17 protein-coding genes are annotated in these 18,643 nt (G+C 61.9%); 10 read left to right on the forward strand and 7 right to left on the reverse strand.

Annotated features, from left to right (window positions below):
* The first annotated feature begins 4 nt into the window (after positions 1-4).
* Positions 5-1,006, forward strand: a complete 1,002-nt coding sequence (locus VL202_RS03295; RefSeq protein WP_325462743.1) for a lipid A biosynthesis lauroyl acyltransferase — start codon at positions 5-7, stop codon at positions 1,004-1,006.
* 57 nt (positions 1,007-1,063) lie between these two features.
* Here the strand turns inward: VL202_RS03295 and aspS are convergent, their stop codons facing one another.
* Positions 1,064-2,857, reverse strand: coding sequence for an aspartate--tRNA ligase (gene aspS / locus VL202_RS03300; RefSeq protein ID WP_325462744.1), 1,794 nt, complete (start codon positions 2,855-2,857; stop codon positions 1,064-1,066).
* Positions 2,858-3,147: 290 nt separating this feature from the next.
* On the opposite strand from aspS, the gene VL202_RS03305 reads away from it, so the two are divergent.
* The 3 genes from VL202_RS03305 (at position 3,148) to rnd (ending at position 7,123) form a co-directional block, all read left to right on the forward strand.
* Entirely contained in the window at positions 3,148-4,386 is a 1,239-nt protein-coding gene (locus VL202_RS03305; protein WP_325462745.1) for an MFS transporter, read from the forward strand.
* A gap of 103 nt (positions 4,387-4,489) precedes the next feature.
* A complete protein-coding gene (locus VL202_RS03310) occupies positions 4,490-5,893 on the forward strand; it encodes a multicopper oxidase family protein (protein WP_325462746.1) in 1,404 nt (467 codons plus the stop codon).
* Positions 5,894-5,977: 84 nt separating this feature from the next.
* A complete protein-coding gene (rnd, locus tag VL202_RS03315) occupies positions 5,978-7,123 on the forward strand; it encodes a ribonuclease D (RefSeq protein WP_325462747.1) in 1,146 nt (381 codons plus the stop codon).
* Between the two features lie 12 nt (positions 7,124-7,135).
* On the opposite strand, the gene VL202_RS03320 is transcribed toward rnd, so the two are convergent.
* Entirely contained in the window at positions 7,136-7,543 is a 408-nt protein-coding gene (locus VL202_RS03320) for a DUF2000 family protein (RefSeq protein ID WP_325462748.1), read from the reverse strand.
* Between the two features lie 28 nt (positions 7,544-7,571).
* Between VL202_RS03320 and VL202_RS03325 the strand changes: the two genes are divergently transcribed.
* On the forward strand, positions 7,572-8,444 hold the full coding sequence (locus VL202_RS03325; RefSeq protein WP_325462749.1) for an AraC family transcriptional regulator: 873 nt from the start codon (positions 7,572-7,574) through the stop codon (positions 8,442-8,444).
* Positions 8,445-8,523: 79 nt separating this feature from the next.
* Entirely contained in the window at positions 8,524-9,591 is a 1,068-nt protein-coding gene (locus tag VL202_RS03330) for an adenylate/guanylate cyclase domain-containing protein (protein WP_325462750.1), read from the forward strand.
* A 158-nt stretch (positions 9,592-9,749) separates the two neighbouring features.
* Here the strand turns inward: VL202_RS03330 and ppx are convergent, their stop codons facing one another.
* From ppx to VL202_RS03350, 4 genes are all read right to left on the reverse strand, one after another.
* Positions 9,750-11,270: an exopolyphosphatase gene (ppx, locus tag VL202_RS03335; RefSeq protein WP_325462751.1), complete on the reverse strand. Its 1,521-nt coding sequence runs from the start codon at positions 11,268-11,270 to the stop codon at positions 9,750-9,752.
* Positions 11,271-11,281: 11 nt separating this feature from the next.
* A complete protein-coding gene (locus VL202_RS03340) occupies positions 11,282-13,468 on the reverse strand; it encodes an RNA degradosome polyphosphate kinase (RefSeq protein WP_325462752.1) in 2,187 nt (728 codons plus the stop codon).
* 68 nt (positions 13,469-13,536) lie between these two features.
* Entirely contained in the window at positions 13,537-14,223 is a 687-nt protein-coding gene (gene hdaA, locus VL202_RS03345) for a DnaA regulatory inactivator HdaA (protein WP_325462753.1), read from the reverse strand.
* Between the two features lie 4 nt (positions 14,224-14,227).
* The gene (locus tag VL202_RS03350; protein ID WP_325462754.1) at positions 14,228-15,361 is read right to left on the reverse strand and encodes an AI-2E family transporter; all 1,134 of its coding nucleotides are present in this window, start codon (positions 15,359-15,361) and stop codon (positions 14,228-14,230) included.
* A gap of 218 nt (positions 15,362-15,579) precedes the next feature.
* On the opposite strand from VL202_RS03350, the gene purM reads away from it, so the two are divergent.
* From purM to VL202_RS03370, 4 genes are all read left to right on the forward strand, one after another.
* The gene (purM, locus tag VL202_RS03355; protein ID WP_325462755.1) at positions 15,580-16,650 is read left to right on the forward strand and encodes a phosphoribosylformylglycinamidine cyclo-ligase; all 1,071 of its coding nucleotides are present in this window, start codon (positions 15,580-15,582) and stop codon (positions 16,648-16,650) included.
* Positions 16,647-17,288, forward strand: a complete 642-nt coding sequence (gene purN / locus VL202_RS03360; protein ID WP_325462756.1) for a phosphoribosylglycinamide formyltransferase — start codon at positions 16,647-16,649, stop codon at positions 17,286-17,288. Before purM ends, purN begins: the two co-directional genes overlap by 4 nt.
* A 108-nt stretch (positions 17,289-17,396) precedes the next feature.
* The gene (locus tag VL202_RS03365) at positions 17,397-17,636 is read left to right on the forward strand and encodes a type II toxin-antitoxin system prevent-host-death family antitoxin (protein WP_325462757.1); all 240 of its coding nucleotides are present in this window, start codon (positions 17,397-17,399) and stop codon (positions 17,634-17,636) included.
* Complete coding sequence (locus tag VL202_RS03370) at positions 17,636-18,043, forward strand: type II toxin-antitoxin system VapC family toxin (protein ID WP_325462758.1); 408 nt, start codon at positions 17,636-17,638, stop codon at positions 18,041-18,043. The genes VL202_RS03365 and VL202_RS03370 overlap by 1 nt, the downstream gene beginning before the upstream one ends.
* On the opposite strand, the gene VL202_RS03375 is transcribed toward VL202_RS03370, so the two are convergent.
* Positions 18,040-18,639: an NUDIX domain-containing protein gene (locus VL202_RS03375; protein ID WP_325462759.1), complete on the reverse strand. Its 600-nt coding sequence runs from the start codon at positions 18,637-18,639 to the stop codon at positions 18,040-18,042. The genes VL202_RS03370 and VL202_RS03375 overlap by 4 nt on opposite strands.
* Positions 18,640-18,643 lie beyond the last annotated feature (4 nt).

The following is an 18,643-nucleotide window of genomic DNA, read 5'->3' on the forward strand; positions in this document are numbered from 1 at the left end:
TTTGGTGGCGAAAGGAAAGGTCGGACAGCGCAAGGTTTGGGTCTACGAGGGACACACGCCCCGGCCCGGCCTCGCCGCGCTGTTCCGTGGGCGGGCAGGCAGGCAGGACTTCTATCGGTACTGGTTCAAGGAAGGACCAAGCAACGCGCTGGATATCTTCGTCTATTTCGCGCTGATGATCCTGCCGATCGATGCCTGCTCGGATCTCGGCGCCCGCTACAGCCGCTTTGCCATTCCGCGTCAGTTCAAGCAGCAGGAAAAGCGGGCGCGCGCCAATCTGGCGCGGTTACGCCCGGATCTCACCGATGCTCAGCGCGACGCCATGTTCGTCGCCAATTGCGATGCGCAGGGACGGTTCGTGGCGGAATATTCGGTCCTGATGCGCATTGCCGCCGCCAGACCCCGGCGTGTTCAGCGCGTAGGGGCCGAGAAGATGCTCGAAGCCGTCGGGAAAGGTCCGGTCATCCTTGCCGCCATGCATCTCGGCAATTGGGAAATCATGGCGCCGGAACTGGTCGAGATGGGTGTCGTGCCGAACGTCAATTTCGCGCCGCCGCCGCAACGGGGCCGCAACTGGATCACCAGGCGGGTCCGGAGCAAGGCTGGGCTCAGGCTGTTGCCCTCGGGATATGCCAGCATCCGCCCTGCCTTCAAGGAACTGAAATCCGGCGGCGTCATCGTACAATTCTGCGACGAGGGTTTTCGCGGCGTCGTGCGCGGACCGTTGTTCGGCCGCCCCCCGACAACCGAATGCAACATGGCGGTGATCGCCCGGCTCGCCCGCATGACCGGCGCAAAGATCGCCCCGATCTATTGTGTGCGCACTCACCAGGCGCGCTTCGTCTTCCATTGCGTCGAGCCCTTCAGCCTTCCACCAGTCGATGACAGGCAAGACACCCTGATGGACGACATCGTCTTCATCAATGCGGTGATCGAGCCGATCGTCCGGGCCCATATCGAGCAATGGTATTTTCTCGACAATCGCATCCCGGCGGGGTCCGCCTGAAAGCATTGCGGCCGCATCAGAGCGGCCGCAGGGTATATTCGGTCTGGATGAAGCGCGTCAGTCCTTCTTCATCGGTGGGATGACGCGCAGCGACAGTTCCACCAACTGCTTCGGCATGGCCGGTGCAGGCGCGTTCATCAGGAGGTCCTGCGCCTGCTGGTTCATCGGGAACAGCGTGATTTCGCGCAGGTTCTTGGCGCCGAGCAAAAGCATGACGACGCGGTCGATGCCGAAGGCGCAGCCGCCATGCGGAGGCGCACCGTACTGGAAGGCGCGGTACATGCCGCCGAACCGTTCCTCGACATCCGTCTGCGACAGGCCAACCAGTTCGAACGCCTTGACCATCAGTTCCGGCGACTGGTTGCGGATCGAGCCCGAGGCGATTTCGAAGCCGTTGCAGACTGCGTCATACTGGTAGGCCTTGATCGTCAACGGATCCTGCGTCTGCAGCGCTTCAAGTCCGCCCTGCGGCATCGAGAAGGGGTTGTGGGCGAAATCGACCTTCTTGTCTTCCTCGCTCCACTCATAGAACGGGAAGTCGATGATCCAGCACAGTTCGAACCGCTCGCGATCGACGAGGTTCAGGTCTTCGCCGGCCTTGGTGCGGGCTTCGCCGGCAAACTTGTAGAATTTTGCCGGATCGCCGGCAACGAAGAAGCAGGCGTCGCCCGCTTCAAGGCCGAGTTGCGTACGAAGCGCTTCCGTGCGCTCCGGACCGATATTCTTGGCGAGCGGGCCGGAGCCGGCAGTCGTGCCGTCTTCTTCCTTCCGCCAGAAGATATAGCCAAGTCCCGGCTGGCCGGTCGATTGTGCCCAGGCATTCATGCGGTCGCAGAAGGCGCGGGAACCGCCGGTCTTGGCCGGGATCGCCCATACCTCGACTTTGGGATCGCGCTCGATCATGCCGGCAAACACCTTGAAGCCGGAGCCGGCGAAATGGTCTGTGACGGCCTGCATCTCGATCGGGTTGCGCAGGTCCGGCTTGTCGGAGCCGTATTTGCGGATGGCCTGGTCATAGGGAATGCGCGGCCATTCCTTGGTGACCGGCTTGCCCTCGGCAAACTGCTCGAAGACGCCGGTCATGATCGGAGCCATCGTATCCCAGACGTCTTCCTGGGTGACGAAGCTCATTTCCAGGTCGAGCTGATAGAATTCGCCAGGCAGGCGGTCGGCACGCGGGTCTTCGTCGCGGAAGCACGGCGCGATCTGGAAGTAGCGGTCGAAACCGGCCACCATCAAAAGCTGCTTGTACTGCTGCGGCGCCTGCGGCAGCGCGAAGAAGGTGCCGGGATGAATGCGGCTCGGCACGAGGAAGTCGCGTGCGCCTTCCGGTGACGAGGCCGTCAGGATCGGCGTCGAATATTCGGCAAAGCCGGCCGAGTTCATGCGCAAGCGCATGTCGGAAATGATCTGACTGCGCTTGACGATGTTCTTGTGCAGCGTCTCCCGGCGCAGGTCGAGGAAGCGGTACTTCAGGCGGATATCTTCCGGATAGTCCGGTTCGCCGAACACCGGCAGCGGCAGTTCCTTGGAAGCGGAGAGTACTTCGATCTCCTGCGCGTACAGTTCGATCTCGCCGGTTGCCATCTGCTTGTTGACGGTCTCGTCGGAACGCGCCTTGACTGTGCCATCGATGCGGATGACCCATTCGCCGCGCACGGTTTCGGCCGTCTTGAAGGCCGGCGAGTCGGGATCGACGACGATCTGCGTCATGCCGTAGTGATCGCGAAGGTCGATGAACAGCAGGCCGCCATGATCGCGGACACGGTGGACCCACCCGGAAATCCGGACGGTCTGGCCGACATCGGCTTTGCGGAGAGCGGCACAAGTGTGGCTGCGGTAACGATGCATGATATTATCCTGGAACCGAGGGCCGCGCGGCCACGCCAAAGCGCGCTGCGGCAGCGTCAAAATCGGGCGGAAAAGCGCATGATGGGGCCGATTTGTCAAGGCCGCGCGTATCGGCGCGGGGTTCCCGCCAGCCACGAAACATCGCCACCGGGCCGAACTCACCTCCGGCAATCCATGCCTGGATAGAATGGAGCATCAATTTTCGTGACTGTTTTTGCCGGTCGGCTGCCGCTAAGAATGGAGCTCGGCACGCAGGCATGGAGTCGCGTCCGTCCGGATACCCGATCTTCATGTCCCAGATTCGTCCGCTCATTCCCCTCCTCGTCACCGCAGGCATTCTCATCGGCGGCAACGGGCTTCAGGGAACGTATATTTCGTTGCGTGCCCTGCAGGAAGGCTTCTCGACCTCGGTCATCGGCCTTGTCGGCACCGGCTACAATATCGGCTTTGCCATCGGCTGCATCTATGTGACCCGCATCCTGCGCTCGATCGGGCACATCCGCACCTTCTCGGCGATGGCGGCGATCGCTTCGGCCGCCTCGATCGCCATGGTCCTCTGGATCGATCCATGGTTCTGGTTCGCCATGCGTCTTGTCGCCGGCATCTGTTTCGCCAGCCTGTTCGCCACCGTCGAAAGCTGGCTGAACGCCCGCGTGACCAATTCCAACCGCGCACGGACGCTGTCGCTCTACCGCCTCGTCGATCTCGGCTCCGTCACCGCGGCCCAATACATGATCCCGACCGTCGGCGTCGAGGGCTTCCAGCTGTTTGCGATCGTGTCGATGGCGCTGACCCTGTCGCTCGTGCCGATCTCGCTTGCCGACCGCTCCAGCCCCGGCGTGCCGGAGGCCATCAAGTTCGACGTCAAGGCACTGTGGAACATTTCGCCGCTGGCGACCGTCGGCTGCATCGTCGTCGGCCTGACGAATTCGACTTTCCGGTCTCTCGGCCCGATCTATGCCGATGGCATCGGCCTGTCGATCACGGCGATCGCCACGTTCATGAGCGTCGGCATCATCGGCGGCGTGGTGCTGCAATATCCGCTCGGCATCTATTCCGACCGGCTTGACCGCCGGCTGATCATCCTCATCGCCACGTTCGGCTCGCTGCTCGCCGGGCTGTTTCTTGCCTTTGCCGCCGGCAGCAACGAATGGCTGAACTTCGTCGGCATCTTCGTCTTCGGTGCTTTTGCCATGCCGCTCTATTCGCTCTGCTCGGCCCATGCCAATGACCATGCCGCCGAAGGCCAGCACGCGCTGGTCTCGGCCGGCACGCTGTTCTTCTGGTCGCTCGGCGCCATCATCGGCCCGCTGTTTGCCTCCGCCATGCTCGATCACTTCGGGCCGCAGGCGCTGTTCATCTATACTGCCGCGGTCCTCGCCGCATTCATGGCCTATACGCTGCAGCGCATCATGGCGCGCGGCGCGGTCCCCACCGGCCAGCGCACCATGCGCTTTCGCAACCTGCTGCGCACTTCCGCCTTCTTCAACAAGCTGGCGGCCACGCCCAGCGAGAAGAAGGATGTCTGAAGGCTGCGGCAAGATGCCGGTCTTGAATGGACCCCTTGCCAATTGCTGAATGCGTCCATCAAGTTTAAGAACGCTGCACTGCCACACCACCCAGGACCAGACCATGCCGATCATCAGCCGCCGCACGCTTCTGAAGGGATCGGCCGCCGTTGCCGCCTCGTTCTCGCTCGGAGCCGGCCTTGCCGCCCGCAACGGAATCGCCGCTCCCACTCCGGTGCTTGTGAAGGCGCAGTTCACCAAGGCGAGGCTCACGACCGACAGCATTACGAAGAAAGTCATGACCTACGGTCTGGGGGACGGCATGGCAACCGGCGTGCCGCCGGTCCTCAGGATGAAGAAGGGTGAGCCCTTTGCCGCCAGGCTCCTCAATGCGCTGGACGAGCCGACCACCATCCACTGGCACGGTATGAGGATCGTCAACAGCATGGACGGCGTGCCGGAAATGACGCAGCCCTATGTCTATCCCGGCGACGGTTTCGACTATGCCTTCACGCCGCCGGACGCCGGCACCTTCTGGTATCATCCCCACTGCAACACGCTGACCCAGATGGGCCGCGGCCTGACCGGAATGATCGTCGTCGAAAATCCGGACGACCCCGTTTTCGATACCGAGATCGTGCTCAACCTGCGCGACTGGCGGCTGGGCAAGGGCGGGGAATTCTTGGCCCCCTTCAAGCCGCGCGACGCCGCCCGGGGCGGCACCTATGGCACCGTGCGCACCGCCAACTGGCAGCAGGAACCCATGCATCAGGCGCCGGCCGGCGGCCTCGTGCGCATTCGTCTGGCGGCAACCGATGTGACCCGGATCTATACACTCGGCATCGAGGGCGCGGCAGCAATGGTCGTCGCGCTCGACGGCAATCCGGTCGAGGCGCCGTTTCCGCTCGAGCGGTTGGATTTCGGACCCGGCCAGCGCGTCGAACTGGTCGTGCGCATGCCGGACGATGAAGGCACGATAGTCAGGCTCGGCAATTTTCGCGGCTCAAACCCGTTCACGATCGCCTCGATCACAGCAACCGGCCAATCGCTGAAGCGCGACATTCGCGACGTCAGGCCGCTGCCGGCCAACCCGATCGCCGAGGCCGATCTGTCGACAGCCGAGCGCATCCCGCTCGACTTCACCGCGACGGCCGAGCACGCGCCCTCACCCAGCATCTGCGGCACGATCGGTTACACGTTCTGGGCCATCAACAAGGTTCCGTGGCCGGGCGACACTGCCGATCCCGTCGCGCCCCTCTCCGACCTGAAACTCGGCAAGAGTTATATCCTTCAGATGCGCAACCGCACGCCGCACGCCCATCCGATCCATCTGCACGGGATGACCTTCCGCATCCTGAAGTCCAATACTCGCACAATCCTGCCGCCGCCCACCGACACGATACTGCTCCAGCCGGACGAACAGGCGGAACTGGGCCTGGTCGCCGACAATCCCGGCGACTGGCTGCTCCATTGCCACATCATCGAGCACCAGAAGACCGGAATGACCGGATATTTCCGGGTCGCCTGAGCTTTTTCGATTGTGACACCGGACATGAAGAGATACATCGGGTGAGTTTTAACGCCCCATTTCCGCCACAGTGATTGAAGTTTGATGATCGAGACAACTGCTGAGCTTGCCGCCGCCTGCAAAACGCTGGCCGAAGGGCAATACCTGACAATCGACACGGAATTCCTCCGCGAAACCACCTTCTGGCCGCAACTGTGCCTGATCCAGATGGCCGGACCCGACATCGCCGTCATCGTCGATCCGCTGGCAAAGGATATCGACCTCTCGCCCTTCTTCGAGCTGATGGCCGATACCAGCGTCATCAAGGTGTTCCATGCCGCGCGCCAGGACATCGAAATCATCTACAATCTCGGCAAGCTGATCCCGCACCCGATCTTCGACACGCAGGTCGCCGCCATGGTCTGCGGCTTCGGCGACAGCGTCTCCTATGATCAGCTCGTCAGCCGCATCAAGGGCGTCCATATCGACAAGTCCTCGCGCTTCACCGACTGGAGCCGCCGGCCGCTGTCGGACAAGCAGCTGGACTATGCGCTGGCCGACGTCACCCATCTGCGCGACGTCTACCTGCACCTGAAGACTGAACTCGAGCGCGAAGGCCGCTCGCTCTGGCTGACCGAGGAAATGTCGATCCTCGAAGCCACGGAAACCTACGATATTCATCCGGACGATGCCTGGCAGCGCCTGAAGATGCGGCTGAAGAAGCCGATCGAACTAGCCGTGCTGCAGAAGGTCGCCGCCTGGCGCGAGCGCGAGGCACGCAACCGCAATGTGCCGCGCGGCCGCATTCTAAAGGATGACGGCCTCTACGAGATCGCCCAGCAACAGCCCAAGGACGTGGAAGCCTTGTCGCGCCTGCGCACCATTCCGAAGGGCTGGGAACGGTCAGCCGCCGGCACGGCGATCCTCGAAGCCGTCAATGCCGCCGTCGAGATGCCGAAGGCCGACATGCCGAAGGTTCCGCGCCAGAGCCAATCTCCCGAAGGTGCTCAGGCCGCCAGCGAAATGCTCAAGGTGCTGCTGAAGCTGATCGCCGAAAAACAGGGCGTCGCCGCCAAGATCATCGCCAACAGCGAAGATCTGGAGCGCATCGCCTCGGAGGGTCCGAATGCCGATGTCGGCGCTCTCAAGGGCTGGCGGCGCGAACTGTTCGGCGAAACCGCCCTCAAGCTGATCAACGGCGAAGTTGCCCTGCGCTTCGTCGATCGCAAGATCGAGGCGGTCGAACTCTGATATCGGGTGACATCAGGGGTGCATCCTAGCGCCCTTGGTGATCTTGTCGACCAGCTTCTTGTCTGCATGAACAGCAATTCCGACGACCTTGGCATCGGCTGGACCGAACTGCGCAAACGCGGCCCGGTTCGCCGCATCATGGCCGGTTGAAAACATTTCCTCGATATAGAGCGATGACGTGATCTCGCGCTCCAGCGTGCGCCGGTGGATCTTGCCCAGCGTTTCCTGGTCGGTGGACAGGACGATGATCGGCTGGATGCTCAACGGATTGTAGACGTTGCCATCGGCATCGCGGTAAGCTTCGCCGATAATGCCGGGCTTTTGCGCGGTGATGCCGCTGGTCAGGAACGCCGTCACGTTCAGCTTCTGCCAGACGGGCAGGTCTTCGCGCAACACGATTGCAAATTTGGTCTCGAACATGAATGTCAACTCCACTCTTGGAAACAGGATGCTTGTAACGTCGGAAGGCTCCATAGCCTGCGCCGGCAAGAGCAATCTTGAACGTTCGTGCATGGCAAACGACAGCATTCGCATCGCGCCCGTCTCCGGCGGAATCGCCCGGATCGAGGCGCAATTCCACGGCGACGCGTTCGAGCCGCACCGCCACGACACCTATGCGCTCGGCCTGACGCTGCGCGGCGTGCAGACCTTCCGCTATCGCGGCATCGTGCGCTACAGCCAGCCCGGCAATGTCATCGTGCTGCATCCCGACGAACTGCATGACGGCGGTGCCGCGACCGAAGAAGGCCTGCGCTACCGGATGATGTACCTGCCGCCGGAAATGCTGATCGATGCACTGGGCGATCGTCGCGATGGCTTGCCCTTCGTCGCCTCCCCGGTCGTTGCCGATCGCGCCTTTGCCGAAAGCCTTGCCGGTGCCATGCTGGATCTGGATGGCGAAATCGGCGATCTGCATCTGGATGACATCCTCTCCCGCGTTGCCGACGGCCTGCTGCGCCATGGCGACAGCGCCAAGCGAAAGGCGAACGGCAAGTCGGACGCAAACGCCATCCGCCGCACCTGCGAATACCTGCAGGCCCATTCGCAACGGCAGGTGACGTCAGGCGAACTGGAAAAGGTGAGCGGCCTCGACCGCTTCACGCTGGCGCGGCATTTTCGCACGAGCCTTGGCACCAGCCCGCACCGCTACCTCGTCATGCGGCGTCTGGAGCGGGCGCGCGACATGATCGGCAGCGGCCGGAGCCTGGTCGAAATCGCGCTTGAAACCGGCTTTGCCGACCAGGCGCATTTCACCCGTCACTTCAAGAAAACCCATGGAATGACGCCCGGGCGCTGGGCCAGCCTCTTGAGCCAGCCATGAACAGTTACACGAAATCGCTTGACGCACCCCGCCCAAATGGAACAATGCCTGTAAGCACCGGGGGAGCGGAGCTGGAATCATGAGAGAAATATCCCCGACAGAGAACTGGCTGCTGATCACGCTTGGTATGGCGCTCAGCGGAGTTCTCTACAGCCTGGTGGTTTTCCCGAACGAACCCCTGATCATCGGCGCGATCTTCGCGGTCGCCATGGGCGTGCCGATGATCTCGTTCGAACGCCGCATCTTCCTTCGCCCGCTCTACAGACGGATCGAAAAGCTCCCGACCGTCGCCTTCATCGCAGCCGCGTTGATAATCTATGAAATCCTGATGAGCGCCGGTTATGCCGTCGCAGCCGCGCTTCTTTCCTGGCTGGGATTCCTGAAGCCGCGTTCGGCAATCGACCTGCTGGTCATGCCGTTCGATGTCTTTCTGTATGCTCTCGCCGTCTGCGCCCTGATCGTCTTCATCCTGCGGGTCCGCGACCTCTTGGGCCGGGATATTTTCACCAGCATGTTGATCAGCCGCTACCGAGCGCCGGTCAAGGAAGAGCGGGTCTTCCTGTTCATTGATCTCGCCGATTCCACCTCCTATGCCGAAAGGCACGGGGATCTTCGCGCCCAGCAGTTCCTGAAAGCCCTGTTCGCCGCCTTCGCCGAACCCGTACGCCGCTACAATGGCGCGATCGACGATTATGTCGGCGATGCCGCGATCGTCACCTGGCCGCTGGCGCGCGGCGTCAAGCATGCGCGCTGTATCCGCTGTGTCTTCGACATTCTCGACGACATCGAGACCAATGCGGAAGCCTGGCAGAAGAAGTTCGGCCAGGTACCGCGTCTGCGGGCGGCCCTGCACGGCGGGCCCATCATCACCGCCGAAATCGGCATCGACCGGCACAAGATCACCTATTTCGGCGACACGGTGAACACGACCTCAAGGCTTGAGGCGCTGTGCAAATCCCTGAACCAGCAGGTGCTGATTTCGACCGATCTCGCCCAACGCATGAACGTGCCTGACACATTCTCGCTCGAAGATCTCGGCACGCATGCCGTGAAGGGACGCGGGCAGGCGCTGGGGGTAATGGCGCTTGCCGGACGCAAGCTTGCGCCGGTCATCGCGCCCTTCGAATTGCGGATACCGGCCGAGTAAAAGGCGCACCATCAAAGGTGTCCCCTTTGCTTCGTTGGTGTTGATCGGGGCCTTGGCAAGGCTGGCGACCACGCCCTTCGATGCGGTCACATCATAAACCGCGCCGGAGCCCGGCTCTACCACCGCCCTCTTGGCAAAAACCACCGGGATTCACGAACTTATACAAACCGGAATGCGATCCGCTTGCCCGTCAGCTTCGCCAATTGCTGCAGCCGTCCGTCCAGCCTTTCCCCCTCGAATTCCGAACAGGCGGCCGGGATGACGAATTCCAGGTCGAGGTCGGCCGCGGATGACGAGCGGATGTCGAGATGACGGACAATGCCCGGCATCGATGCCGACAGGAGATAGACGACGCGCAGCAGGCCGCCGAGCAGCTTTGCCAATTCGAGCAGGCGCGGCGTTGCGATGGCCGCCAGGGGCTCGGTGGCGCCGTCGTCGTTCAAGCCTTCAAACCGGTAATAGTTTGCCAGCGCGATATAGGCGCGACCGGCATGGGTAATGCCGGAAAAGGTGCTGTGGGCGATGATGTTCAGGGCCTGCAGACCACGATAATCGGGATGGGCGCGCCAGCTGATATCGGCAAGCAGGCAGGCGGCCTGACGGTAACGGCTCTCCTCCTCGGTCTCCCCGATACCGAAATGCGACATCACCCGGCCCGTCCATTCGGCAAGTTCACGCGCATGTTCAGGCGAACGGGCCCGCAATATGGCAAGCTCGCTCGCTGCCGTCAGCAGCGGGTCATGGGCGCGCACCGCCGCCGTCAGCAGCGAAAACAGATAGCCTTCACGCACGCCGAGCGCCGAAAAGGAAATGCGCGCCGGCCGCATCTGCGCGATCGCTTCCTGCAGGGCGATGGCGCCGAACGGCATCAGGCCGCGCCGGCTCTTGGAAATGGTGGCATAGGTGGGCGCCTTCGGGTCCTTCGGCTCGATCACCTCAGGCAGGAAGGCCATGGCCTCCTCGAAGGAGATTTCATAGCCCTGCATCATGTGCAGCGGATAATTGCGCGTTTCCATATGCAGCTTGGCGATCGCCCGCCAGGTGCCTCCGACAGCGTAGAAGGTTCGCCCGCCAGAATCGCGGAGCACCTGCGCGTCCTTCAGGTAGCGGCGCACATGGCTGCGCGCCTTGACGATGGATCCGCCGGCATGTTCGGAAAGGCGGATGCCGCCGAGCGGCAGGGTGATGCCCTTGCCGATGCGGGTGCCGGCCAGATCGACAAGCTCCAGCGAACCGCCGCCGAAATCGCCGACGACGCCATCGGGTCCATGATAGCCGCTGACGATCCCGAGTGCCGAAAAATAAGCCTCCTCCTCGCCCGTCAGCACGCGGATCCTCTGGGCAAGGATGATTTCCGCACGGCGAATGAAATCCGGCCCGTTCGAGGCATCACGGGCGGCGGCCGTCGCCAGCACGAAAACCGTCGAGGCACGCGCCTGTGTCGAAAGGGCCCTGAACCGGTGCAGCGCCTTCAGCGCCCGTTCGACGCTTTGGGCATCCATCCGGCCGGTCGCATCGATGCCCTTGCCGAGCCCGCACATCACCTTCTCGTTGAACAGGATGGCTGGAGAACGGCTTAGTCCCTCATAGATCACAAGGCGAATCGAGTTCGACCCGATGTCCACGACGGAGACCGGGGCAATTCCAGGCAAACGCCCCTGGGCTTCAGATTCTACCATGCCATCCTGTTTTATCTTCCGCGGCCGCTTTTCCAGCCGGCAATTACCTTGGGCGTGCTGGATTTCAAGGCCTCGCCCCGCCCCGACAGGCTGGGATTGGTCATGAAGTAGACTTGCGCATTGAACGGTTCGGAATCCCGGGCCACTTCCATACGCCGCGACGTTCCGTCCGGCAGGATTTCGTAGCTCTGCTGGTTGTCTATGAGGTTTCCCAACATGATCTGCGACAACACCTGTTCATGCACGGTCCGGTTGATAAGAGGCACCAGGGTCTCCACCCGCCGATCCAGATTACGCGGCATCATATCCGCCGAGCCGATATATACGAGCGCATGCTCGGATGGAAGCCCATGGCCATTGCCAAAGCAGAAGATGCGCGAATGCTCAAGGAAGCGGCCGACGATCGACTTGACCCGGATACGATCGGACAGCCCGGCCACCTGCGGCCGCAGACAGCAGATGCCGCGCACCACCAGATCGATTTCCACACCCGCACGGCTGGCCCGGTAGAGCGCGTCGATGATTTCCGGATCGACCAGCGAATTCATCTTCATCCAGATCGAGGCCGGACGGCCGGCCTGCGCGTGGACGATTTCCTCGCCTATATGCTGGAGGATGCGTGGTCGCAGCGTGTGCGGCGAGATCGCCAGCTTCATGCCCGCCTCCGGTTCGCCGTAGCCGGTGATGAAATTGAAGATATTGGCCATGTCATGGGCAATCTTCGGATTGCAGGTGAAGAACGACAGGTCGGTATAGATCTTGGCAGTAACCGGGTGGTAGTTGCCGGTGCCGAGATGGCAATAGGTCCGAAGCTTGCCTTCTTCGCGGCGCACGACCATCGACATCTTGGCATGGGTCTTGAGTTCGATGAAGCCGAACACGACCTGCACCCCGGCGCGTTCAAGATCGCGCGCCCAGCGGATATTGGCTTCCTCGTCGAACCGTGCCTTCAATTCGACCAGCGCCGTCACGGACTTGCCGGCTTCGGCCGCGTCGATCAGCGCGCGAACGATCGGGCTGTCGTTCGAGGTTCGGTACAGCGTCTGCTTTATCGCCAGAACGTCAGGGTCGCGCGCAGCCTGGAGCAGGAACTGGACCACCACGTCGAAACTCTCATACGGATGGTGGACGACCATGTCCTTTTCGCGGATGGCGGCAAGGCAGTCGCCGGCATGTTCGCGGACGCGTTCGGGAAATCGCGCATTGTACGGCTCGAAGCGCAGATCGTCGCGCGGCGCCTTGGTGATCTCGGAGAGCGTGTTGAGGGCGAGAAGCCCTGGCAGAACCGCCACACGGTTTTCCGGGACGTTGAGCTCCGAAACGACGAAATGGCGCAATTCCAGCGGCATTTCGGAATCGATCTCTATGCGGATCACCGAACCGCGGCGGCGACGTTTCAAGGCGGTTTCATAAAAGCGAACGAGATCTTCGGCTTCTTCCTCGACTTCGATATCACTGTCGCGGATGATGCGGAAGGTGCCGGAGCCCTTGACCTCGTAACCGGGAAAAAGCCGCTCGATGAACAGGCTGACGGCATCTTCCAGCGTGATGTAGCGGATGGCCGATTTGGCGTCCGGCAGGCGGATGAAGCGGTCGAGCGCCACAGGCAGGCGCAACAGAGCCGTCATCGGCTCACGACCGTGCTTGCTGACCAACTGCAGCCCCATGCTGAAGCCGAGATTGGGAATGAACGGGAACGGATGCGCTGGGTCGATCGACAGCGGCGTCAGGACCGGGAAGATCGCCTGATCGAATTCATTGGCAAGCCAGGTCCGGTCCTGCGGCGACAGCGAGACCGGGCGGACAATTAAAATATCCTCCTTGGCGAGATATTGCTGCAGGACGGCAAGCGAGGCCTGTTGCTCCATCTGCAGGTTGTCGATTTCTTTCAGGATGTCTTCCAGCTGCTCGGCCGGCGTCTTGCCATCCGGGCTGCGGACCACCACACCCTGGCGCACCTGGCCTTCGAGGCCAGCAACGCGCACCATGAAGAATTCGTCGAGATTGGCGGCCGAAATCGACAGGAAACGCACGCGCTCAAGCAGCGGGTGGGCCGTGTTCAGCGTTTCTTCCAGAACGCGGCGGTTGAACTGCAGCCAGGAAAATTCGCGATTGATGAAGCGTTCCGGGCTGGTCAGCAGGTCAATTTCGTCGGCCACCGGCATATTGATGTTCGTTGCTGATGTGGCTGTATCCATTGTCCCCGACCCGCATTTCTTGCTTTTCTTGCAGCAGCTACCCCAGTTTGACGACGGAACTGTGACAGTCAATCGATTTCGCGTGTCTTTCCAATACTGTTGAGCACTTCAAGGGCCAGTGCACGGTTGATGCGCGTGCCGCGTGCGAGCGCCAGGTGATCAAGGCGCTCGATGATCGTCTGGGCACTTTCGAGCGAACGCTCCATCCGGGCGACGATATAGGCGATCAGGCGATCATCCACAGCGAGCTGGCGGTCGGCAAGGAGCTTGACCAGAACCTGGGCCAGCAACTCGTCGTCCGGCTCGCCGATCTCGACGACCGTCGCCGCCTTGAGGCGCGAGCGCAGGTCCGGCAGCTCGACCGGCCAGGACATCGGCCAGAGGCGGCTGGTGATCAACAGGCTCTGCCCATTTTCCCGCACGCTGTTGATCACGTGAAAAAGCGCCCGGTCGTCGAACCCCTGGCGATCGGCATCCTCGAACAGGACCGGATGGGCCGCGGCGATCTCGGCGGCATTGCTGCCCGCGGTCGGATGAATGGCAACGGCTCCGCTGTTTTCCCGCCAGATCGAGGCCAGATGCGATTTCCCGGATCCCACCGGTCCGGCCAGGATGACGACGGGCGACGGCCAGCGCGGCCAGCTGTCGATGACGGACACGGCTGCCTTCAGTCGCTCGGACACGAGCAGGTCGTCACGCCCCGTCTGAGGCTCATGCTCGAAAGCGAGCGGCAGCTGTTCGAACTTGCGGATCATGCGCTTACTCAGGGTGCTTTTCCGGATATTTGTGCTCCGGCTCGATCGTCAGGATGTGGCGGTGGCCATGATAAAGCGTGCTGTCAAGGTAACGCGCGATACCGAAGCGGACAAGCACGCCGATCGCGGCGGCGGCTGGCACGGCGACCAGCAGCCCGACGAAACCGAACAGCGCGCCGAACGCCAGAAGGGCGAACATCAGCCAGACGGGATGCAGGCCGACGCTCTTGCCGACCAGCCGCGGCTGCAGAATATTGCCCTCGAGGAACTGACCGGCAAAGAAGATCGCCGCCACGATGCCGATGTTGAGATAGTCCGGCCAGAACTGCACGAGTGCCACGCCAACGGCAAGAACAAGGCCAACCATCGAACCGACATAGGGAACGAAGCTGATCATTCCGGCAAACAGGCCGATCAAGAGGCCGAAGTTGAGCCCGGCAAGCGTCAGGGAAATACCGTAGAACAGGCCGAGAATGATGCAGAGCGAGCCCTGCCCTCGCACGAAACCGGCGATCGTCGTATTCATATCGCGGGCGATCTGGCGGACGGTCGCGACATGATCACGCGGCACCCAGCTATCGACCCGGTCGACCATGCGATCCCAATCGAGCAGCAGATAGAAGGCAACGACCGGCGTGACGATGAACAGCGAGAGGATGTCGAGCAGCGCCATGCCCGAATTCCACAATTGCTGGAACAGCGTGCCGAGGAACCCGGCCCCTTGCTCCAGGAGCTTGGCGGAGTTCTGCTTGATCGTGTCCATCTGGCCGGACACCCAATCAGGCAGCCAGGCGGTATCGGGGCTGGTCAGGAATGACTGGAGCATGGAAACATAGCCCGGCATCTTGGCAATGAATTCCGACGCCTGGGTGAAGACGATCGGGATGATGACGACCAGCGACAGGGCGAAGACGACAACGAAGCCGATCAGGATGACGACCGTCGCCATCAGCCGGCTCAGGCCCCGCCGCTCCAGCCAGTCGGCGACCGGGTCGAGGAAATAGGCGAGCGCCATGCCGGCGATGAACGGCAGGAGAATGGTCGAAAAGACCATCAGGAAGGCGATGAAACCGGCGAAGAAAAGCAGCCAGAAAATGATCTGGCGCTGCAACCCGCTGCCGCTCAGTTTGTTGACCATGCCGCCGTTCCGATATCCTGCCGCTTGCGCGGTGCCACGCAGCTTCCACCGCTGGAGATAGGATGTGCCACCGACCATGGTCAAGCCTGCGGCGGAAAAGGGCACTTGTAACAGGGCAAAACGGTGAAAAATCGGGACTTATAGTGGCAATCGGCTTGCACTCGCCGCACCGCCATGCCAATCGCAATCCCAATATGACGAGCAGCGGAGAGCGAGCCATGAGCGAGCCTGGAAAGAATGGCCTGACCTACAGCGATGCGGGTGTGGATATCGATGCCGGAAACCTCATGGTCGAAAAGATCAAGCCGCATGTGCGCTCGACGAGGCGTCCCGGCGCTGACGGCGAGATCGGCGGCTTCGGCGGCCTCTTCGACCTGAAGGCCGCGGGTTTCACCGATCCGGTCCTGGTCGCCGCCAATGACGGCGTCGGCACCAAGCTCAAGATCGCCATCGACGCCGACAAGCATGACACGGTGGGCATCGACCTCGTTGCCATGTGCGTCAATGACCTTGTCGTCCAAGGCGCCGAGCCGCTGTTCTTCCTCGATTATTTCGCCACCGGCAAGCTCGATCCGGACCAGGGCGCGTCCATCGTCGCCGGCATTGCCGCCGGTTGCCGCGATGCCGGCTGCGCGCTGATCGGCGGCGAAACCGCCGAAATGCCGGGCATGTATGCGGGCGGTGACTACGACCTCGCCGGCTTTGCCGTCGGGGCGGCGGAACGCGGCCAGTTGCTGCCGACAGGCGACATCGCAGAAGGCGACGTCATCCTTGGCCTCGCCTCCTCCGGCGTTCATTCCAACGGCTATTCGCTGGTCCGCAAGATCGTCGCGCTGTCCGGCCTCGCCTGGGATGCGCCCGCGCCCTTCGGCGACGGCACGCTGGCGGATGTCCTGATGACGCCGACCCGCATCTACGTGAAGCCACTGCTGAAGGCGATCCGCGAGACCGGGAAGATCAAGGCGCTGGCGCATATCACCGGCGGCGGCTTCCCGGAAAACATTCCGCGCGTGCTGCCGACGCATCTCGCCGCCGAGATCGACCTCGATGCCATCAGGGCACCGGCCGTCTTCTCCTGGCTTGCCAGGACCGGCGGCGTCGCCGCCAACGAAATGCTGCGCACCTTCAACTGCGGCGTCGGCATGATCGCTGTCGTCAAGGCGGACGATGCGGACAAGGTCACGGCCGTGCTGACGGCCGAGGGCGAAACCGTGTTTGCCCTGGGGCGGATGGTGGCCCGCGCGGAAGGCGCGACCGGCACGATCTACAAGGGCACGCTCGCCCTATGACGGACGACGCGAAAACGATCCGAAAAAGGGTCGTGGTGTTCATTTCCGGCGGCGGCTCCAACATGCTGGCGCTGGTAAAGGCCGCATCGGAACCGGACTTTCCGGCCCAGATCATCGCGGTCATTTCCGACAAGCCCGATGCCGGCGGCCTCGCCAAGGCGCAGGCGCTGGGGATCGAGACGTTTTCCTTTCCCCGCAAGGATTATCACAGCAAGGACGGCCATGAGGCGGCCATACTGGCGCAACTCGCCGAGCTTGCACCCGACGTGATTTGCCTTGCCGGTTACATGCGGCTTCTCAGCGCCACCTTCATCAACGCCTATGAGGGCCGGATCATCAATATCCACCCTTCCTTGCTGCCGCTGTTTCCCGGCCTGCACACCCACCAACGCGCCATCGACGCCGGCATGAAGTCTGCCGGATGCACGGTGCATTTCGTTACCGAGGGTATGGACGAAGGCCCGGTCATCCTGCAGGCGCAAGTTCCGGTGCTTGCCGACGATACCGCCGAGACATTGGCCGCCCGGGTTCTGGTCGAGGAACACCGGACCTATCCCGCGGCCCTGCGGCTGATTGCCGAAGGCACGGTACGGATGCCGGACAGTGACGACGCGGCTGTGGCGGACGTCTCGTCCTGAAACGCCAAAGAACGCACGCCGGACGCAGATGCCGACTTGGCCAACCGCTTGACCAACTCGGTATCCGCGCCTAATTTGTATGTGTAAATTTTTCATTGGAGCATGGCCATGACCAGAACAATCAAGGTGGCCGAAGCCAAGACACATTTGTCCGAACTCCTTGTCAGCGTCGAAGCAGGTGAAGAAATCATTATTGCCCGTGGCGACGCACCTGTAGCCCGCCTGGTTCCGATCAATGATCGCGAACAGCGCTCCAATCTAATCCGGCTGATGCGTCAAGAACGCGCCGCGCGTAAACCTGTATCGTTGGAAGAAATTCTTCAATGGCGTGATGAAGGCCGCAAGTAGTGGCCGCCTTCGTTGTCGATGCGTCGGTCGCGGCAATATGGTTCCTGCCTGATGAGGAGCATGAAATTGCTGAAGCGGCGATGGACCAACTCATAAGCGAAGCGGCTCTGGCGCCTGATCTTCTTCCGCATGAATTGCGCAGCGTTCTGCTTACTGCGGAGAAGCGGAAACGCATTCCCGGTGAGGATGTGCTGACATCCCTCATTCGCCTGCGGCAACTGCCGATCAAAATCGTGGGCGACGGTGACGAAGCCGTGACAATCCGGCTTGCGCGAAAACATCAACTATCGGCCTATGATGCGGCCTATCTCGCCCTGGCTTTGACCGAAGGTGTAGCACTGGCAACACTGGACAAGAAAATGCAGCAGGCAGCAATCACCGAGGGCATTCCGCTTCTTGTTTTTTAAGCAGCGGCCAAGCGTTCCCTGTTCAGCACCGCCCATTGCAACAGCATGATGGTCTTGCCGTCGCAAATCTCGCCGCTGTCGATCATCGCCATGGCTTCAGTGAGCGGCACTTCCAGCACTTCGATATCCTCGTCCTCGTGGTCTGCACCGCCGCCGTCCTCGGCGCGCACCGTCACGTCGATGATCGCCGCAAAGAAATGGATGGTCTCTGTCACCGCGCCGGGCGACATGAAAGCCTCGAAAACCGGCTGGACATCCGTCACCAGATAGCCGGTCTCTTCCATCACCTCGCGCCGGATCGCCTCGGCCGGATGATCCCCATCAAGAAGCCCGGCCGGCGTTTCCAGCAGCCAGCCGGAATGACCGTTGAGGTGCGCCGGCATGCGGAACTGCCGCACGAGGATGACGCTGTCACGCTTGGGATCGTAAAGCAGGATGCTCGCGCCATTGCCGCGATCGTAAACCTCGCGCTTCAGCGTCTTCGTCACACTGTTCGAGCCGGTATAGTCGAAGGTGACGTTGCGCAGATGGTACCAGTTTTTCGAAAGCGTCTCGTCTTTCAGGACTTCGATCTTTGCGTTCTCGAATTTCGTCATTCGC

The organism is Pararhizobium sp., assembly GCF_035497515.1.
GTDB lineage: Bacteria > Pseudomonadota > Alphaproteobacteria > Rhizobiales > Rhizobiaceae > Pararhizobium.

Coding starts and splice junctions, on each gene's coding strand:
- aspS (WP_325462744.1), bottom strand. CDS start 2,857: ATGCATCGTTACCGCAGCCACACTTGTGCCGCTCTCCGCAAAGCCGAT.
- VL202_RS03305 (WP_325462745.1), top strand. CDS start 3,148: ATGTCCCAGATTCGTCCGCTCATTCCCCTCCTCGTCACCGCAGGCATT.
- VL202_RS03310 (WP_325462746.1), top strand. CDS start 4,490: ATGCCGATCATCAGCCGCCGCACGCTTCTGAAGGGATCGGCCGCCGTT.
- rnd (WP_325462747.1), top strand. CDS start 5,978: ATGATCGAGACAACTGCTGAGCTTGCCGCCGCCTGCAAAACGCTGGCC.
- VL202_RS03320 (WP_325462748.1), bottom strand. CDS start 7,543: ATGTTCGAGACCAAATTTGCAATCGTGTTGCGCGAAGACCTGCCCGTC.
- VL202_RS03325 (WP_325462749.1), top strand. CDS start 7,572: ATGCTTGTAACGTCGGAAGGCTCCATAGCCTGCGCCGGCAAGAGCAAT.
- VL202_RS03330 (WP_325462750.1), top strand. CDS start 8,524: ATGAGAGAAATATCCCCGACAGAGAACTGGCTGCTGATCACGCTTGGT.
- ppx (WP_325462751.1), bottom strand. CDS start 11,270: ATGGTAGAATCTGAAGCCCAGGGGCGTTTGCCTGGAATTGCCCCGGTC.
- VL202_RS03340 (WP_325462752.1), bottom strand. CDS start 13,468: ATGGATACAGCCACATCAGCAACGAACATCAATATGCCGGTGGCCGAC.
- hdaA (WP_325462753.1), bottom strand. CDS start 14,223: ATGATCCGCAAGTTCGAACAGCTGCCGCTCGCTTTCGAGCATGAGCCT.
- VL202_RS03350 (WP_325462754.1), bottom strand. CDS start 15,361: ATGGTCAACAAACTGAGCGGCAGCGGGTTGCAGCGCCAGATCATTTTC.
- purM (WP_325462755.1), top strand. CDS start 15,580: ATGAGCGAGCCTGGAAAGAATGGCCTGACCTACAGCGATGCGGGTGTG.
- purN (WP_325462756.1), top strand. CDS start 16,647: ATGACGGACGACGCGAAAACGATCCGAAAAAGGGTCGTGGTGTTCATT.
- VL202_RS03365 (WP_325462757.1), top strand. CDS start 17,397: ATGACCAGAACAATCAAGGTGGCCGAAGCCAAGACACATTTGTCCGAA.
- VL202_RS03375 (WP_325462759.1), bottom strand. CDS start 18,639: ATGACGAAATTCGAGAACGCAAAGATCGAAGTCCTGAAAGACGAGACG.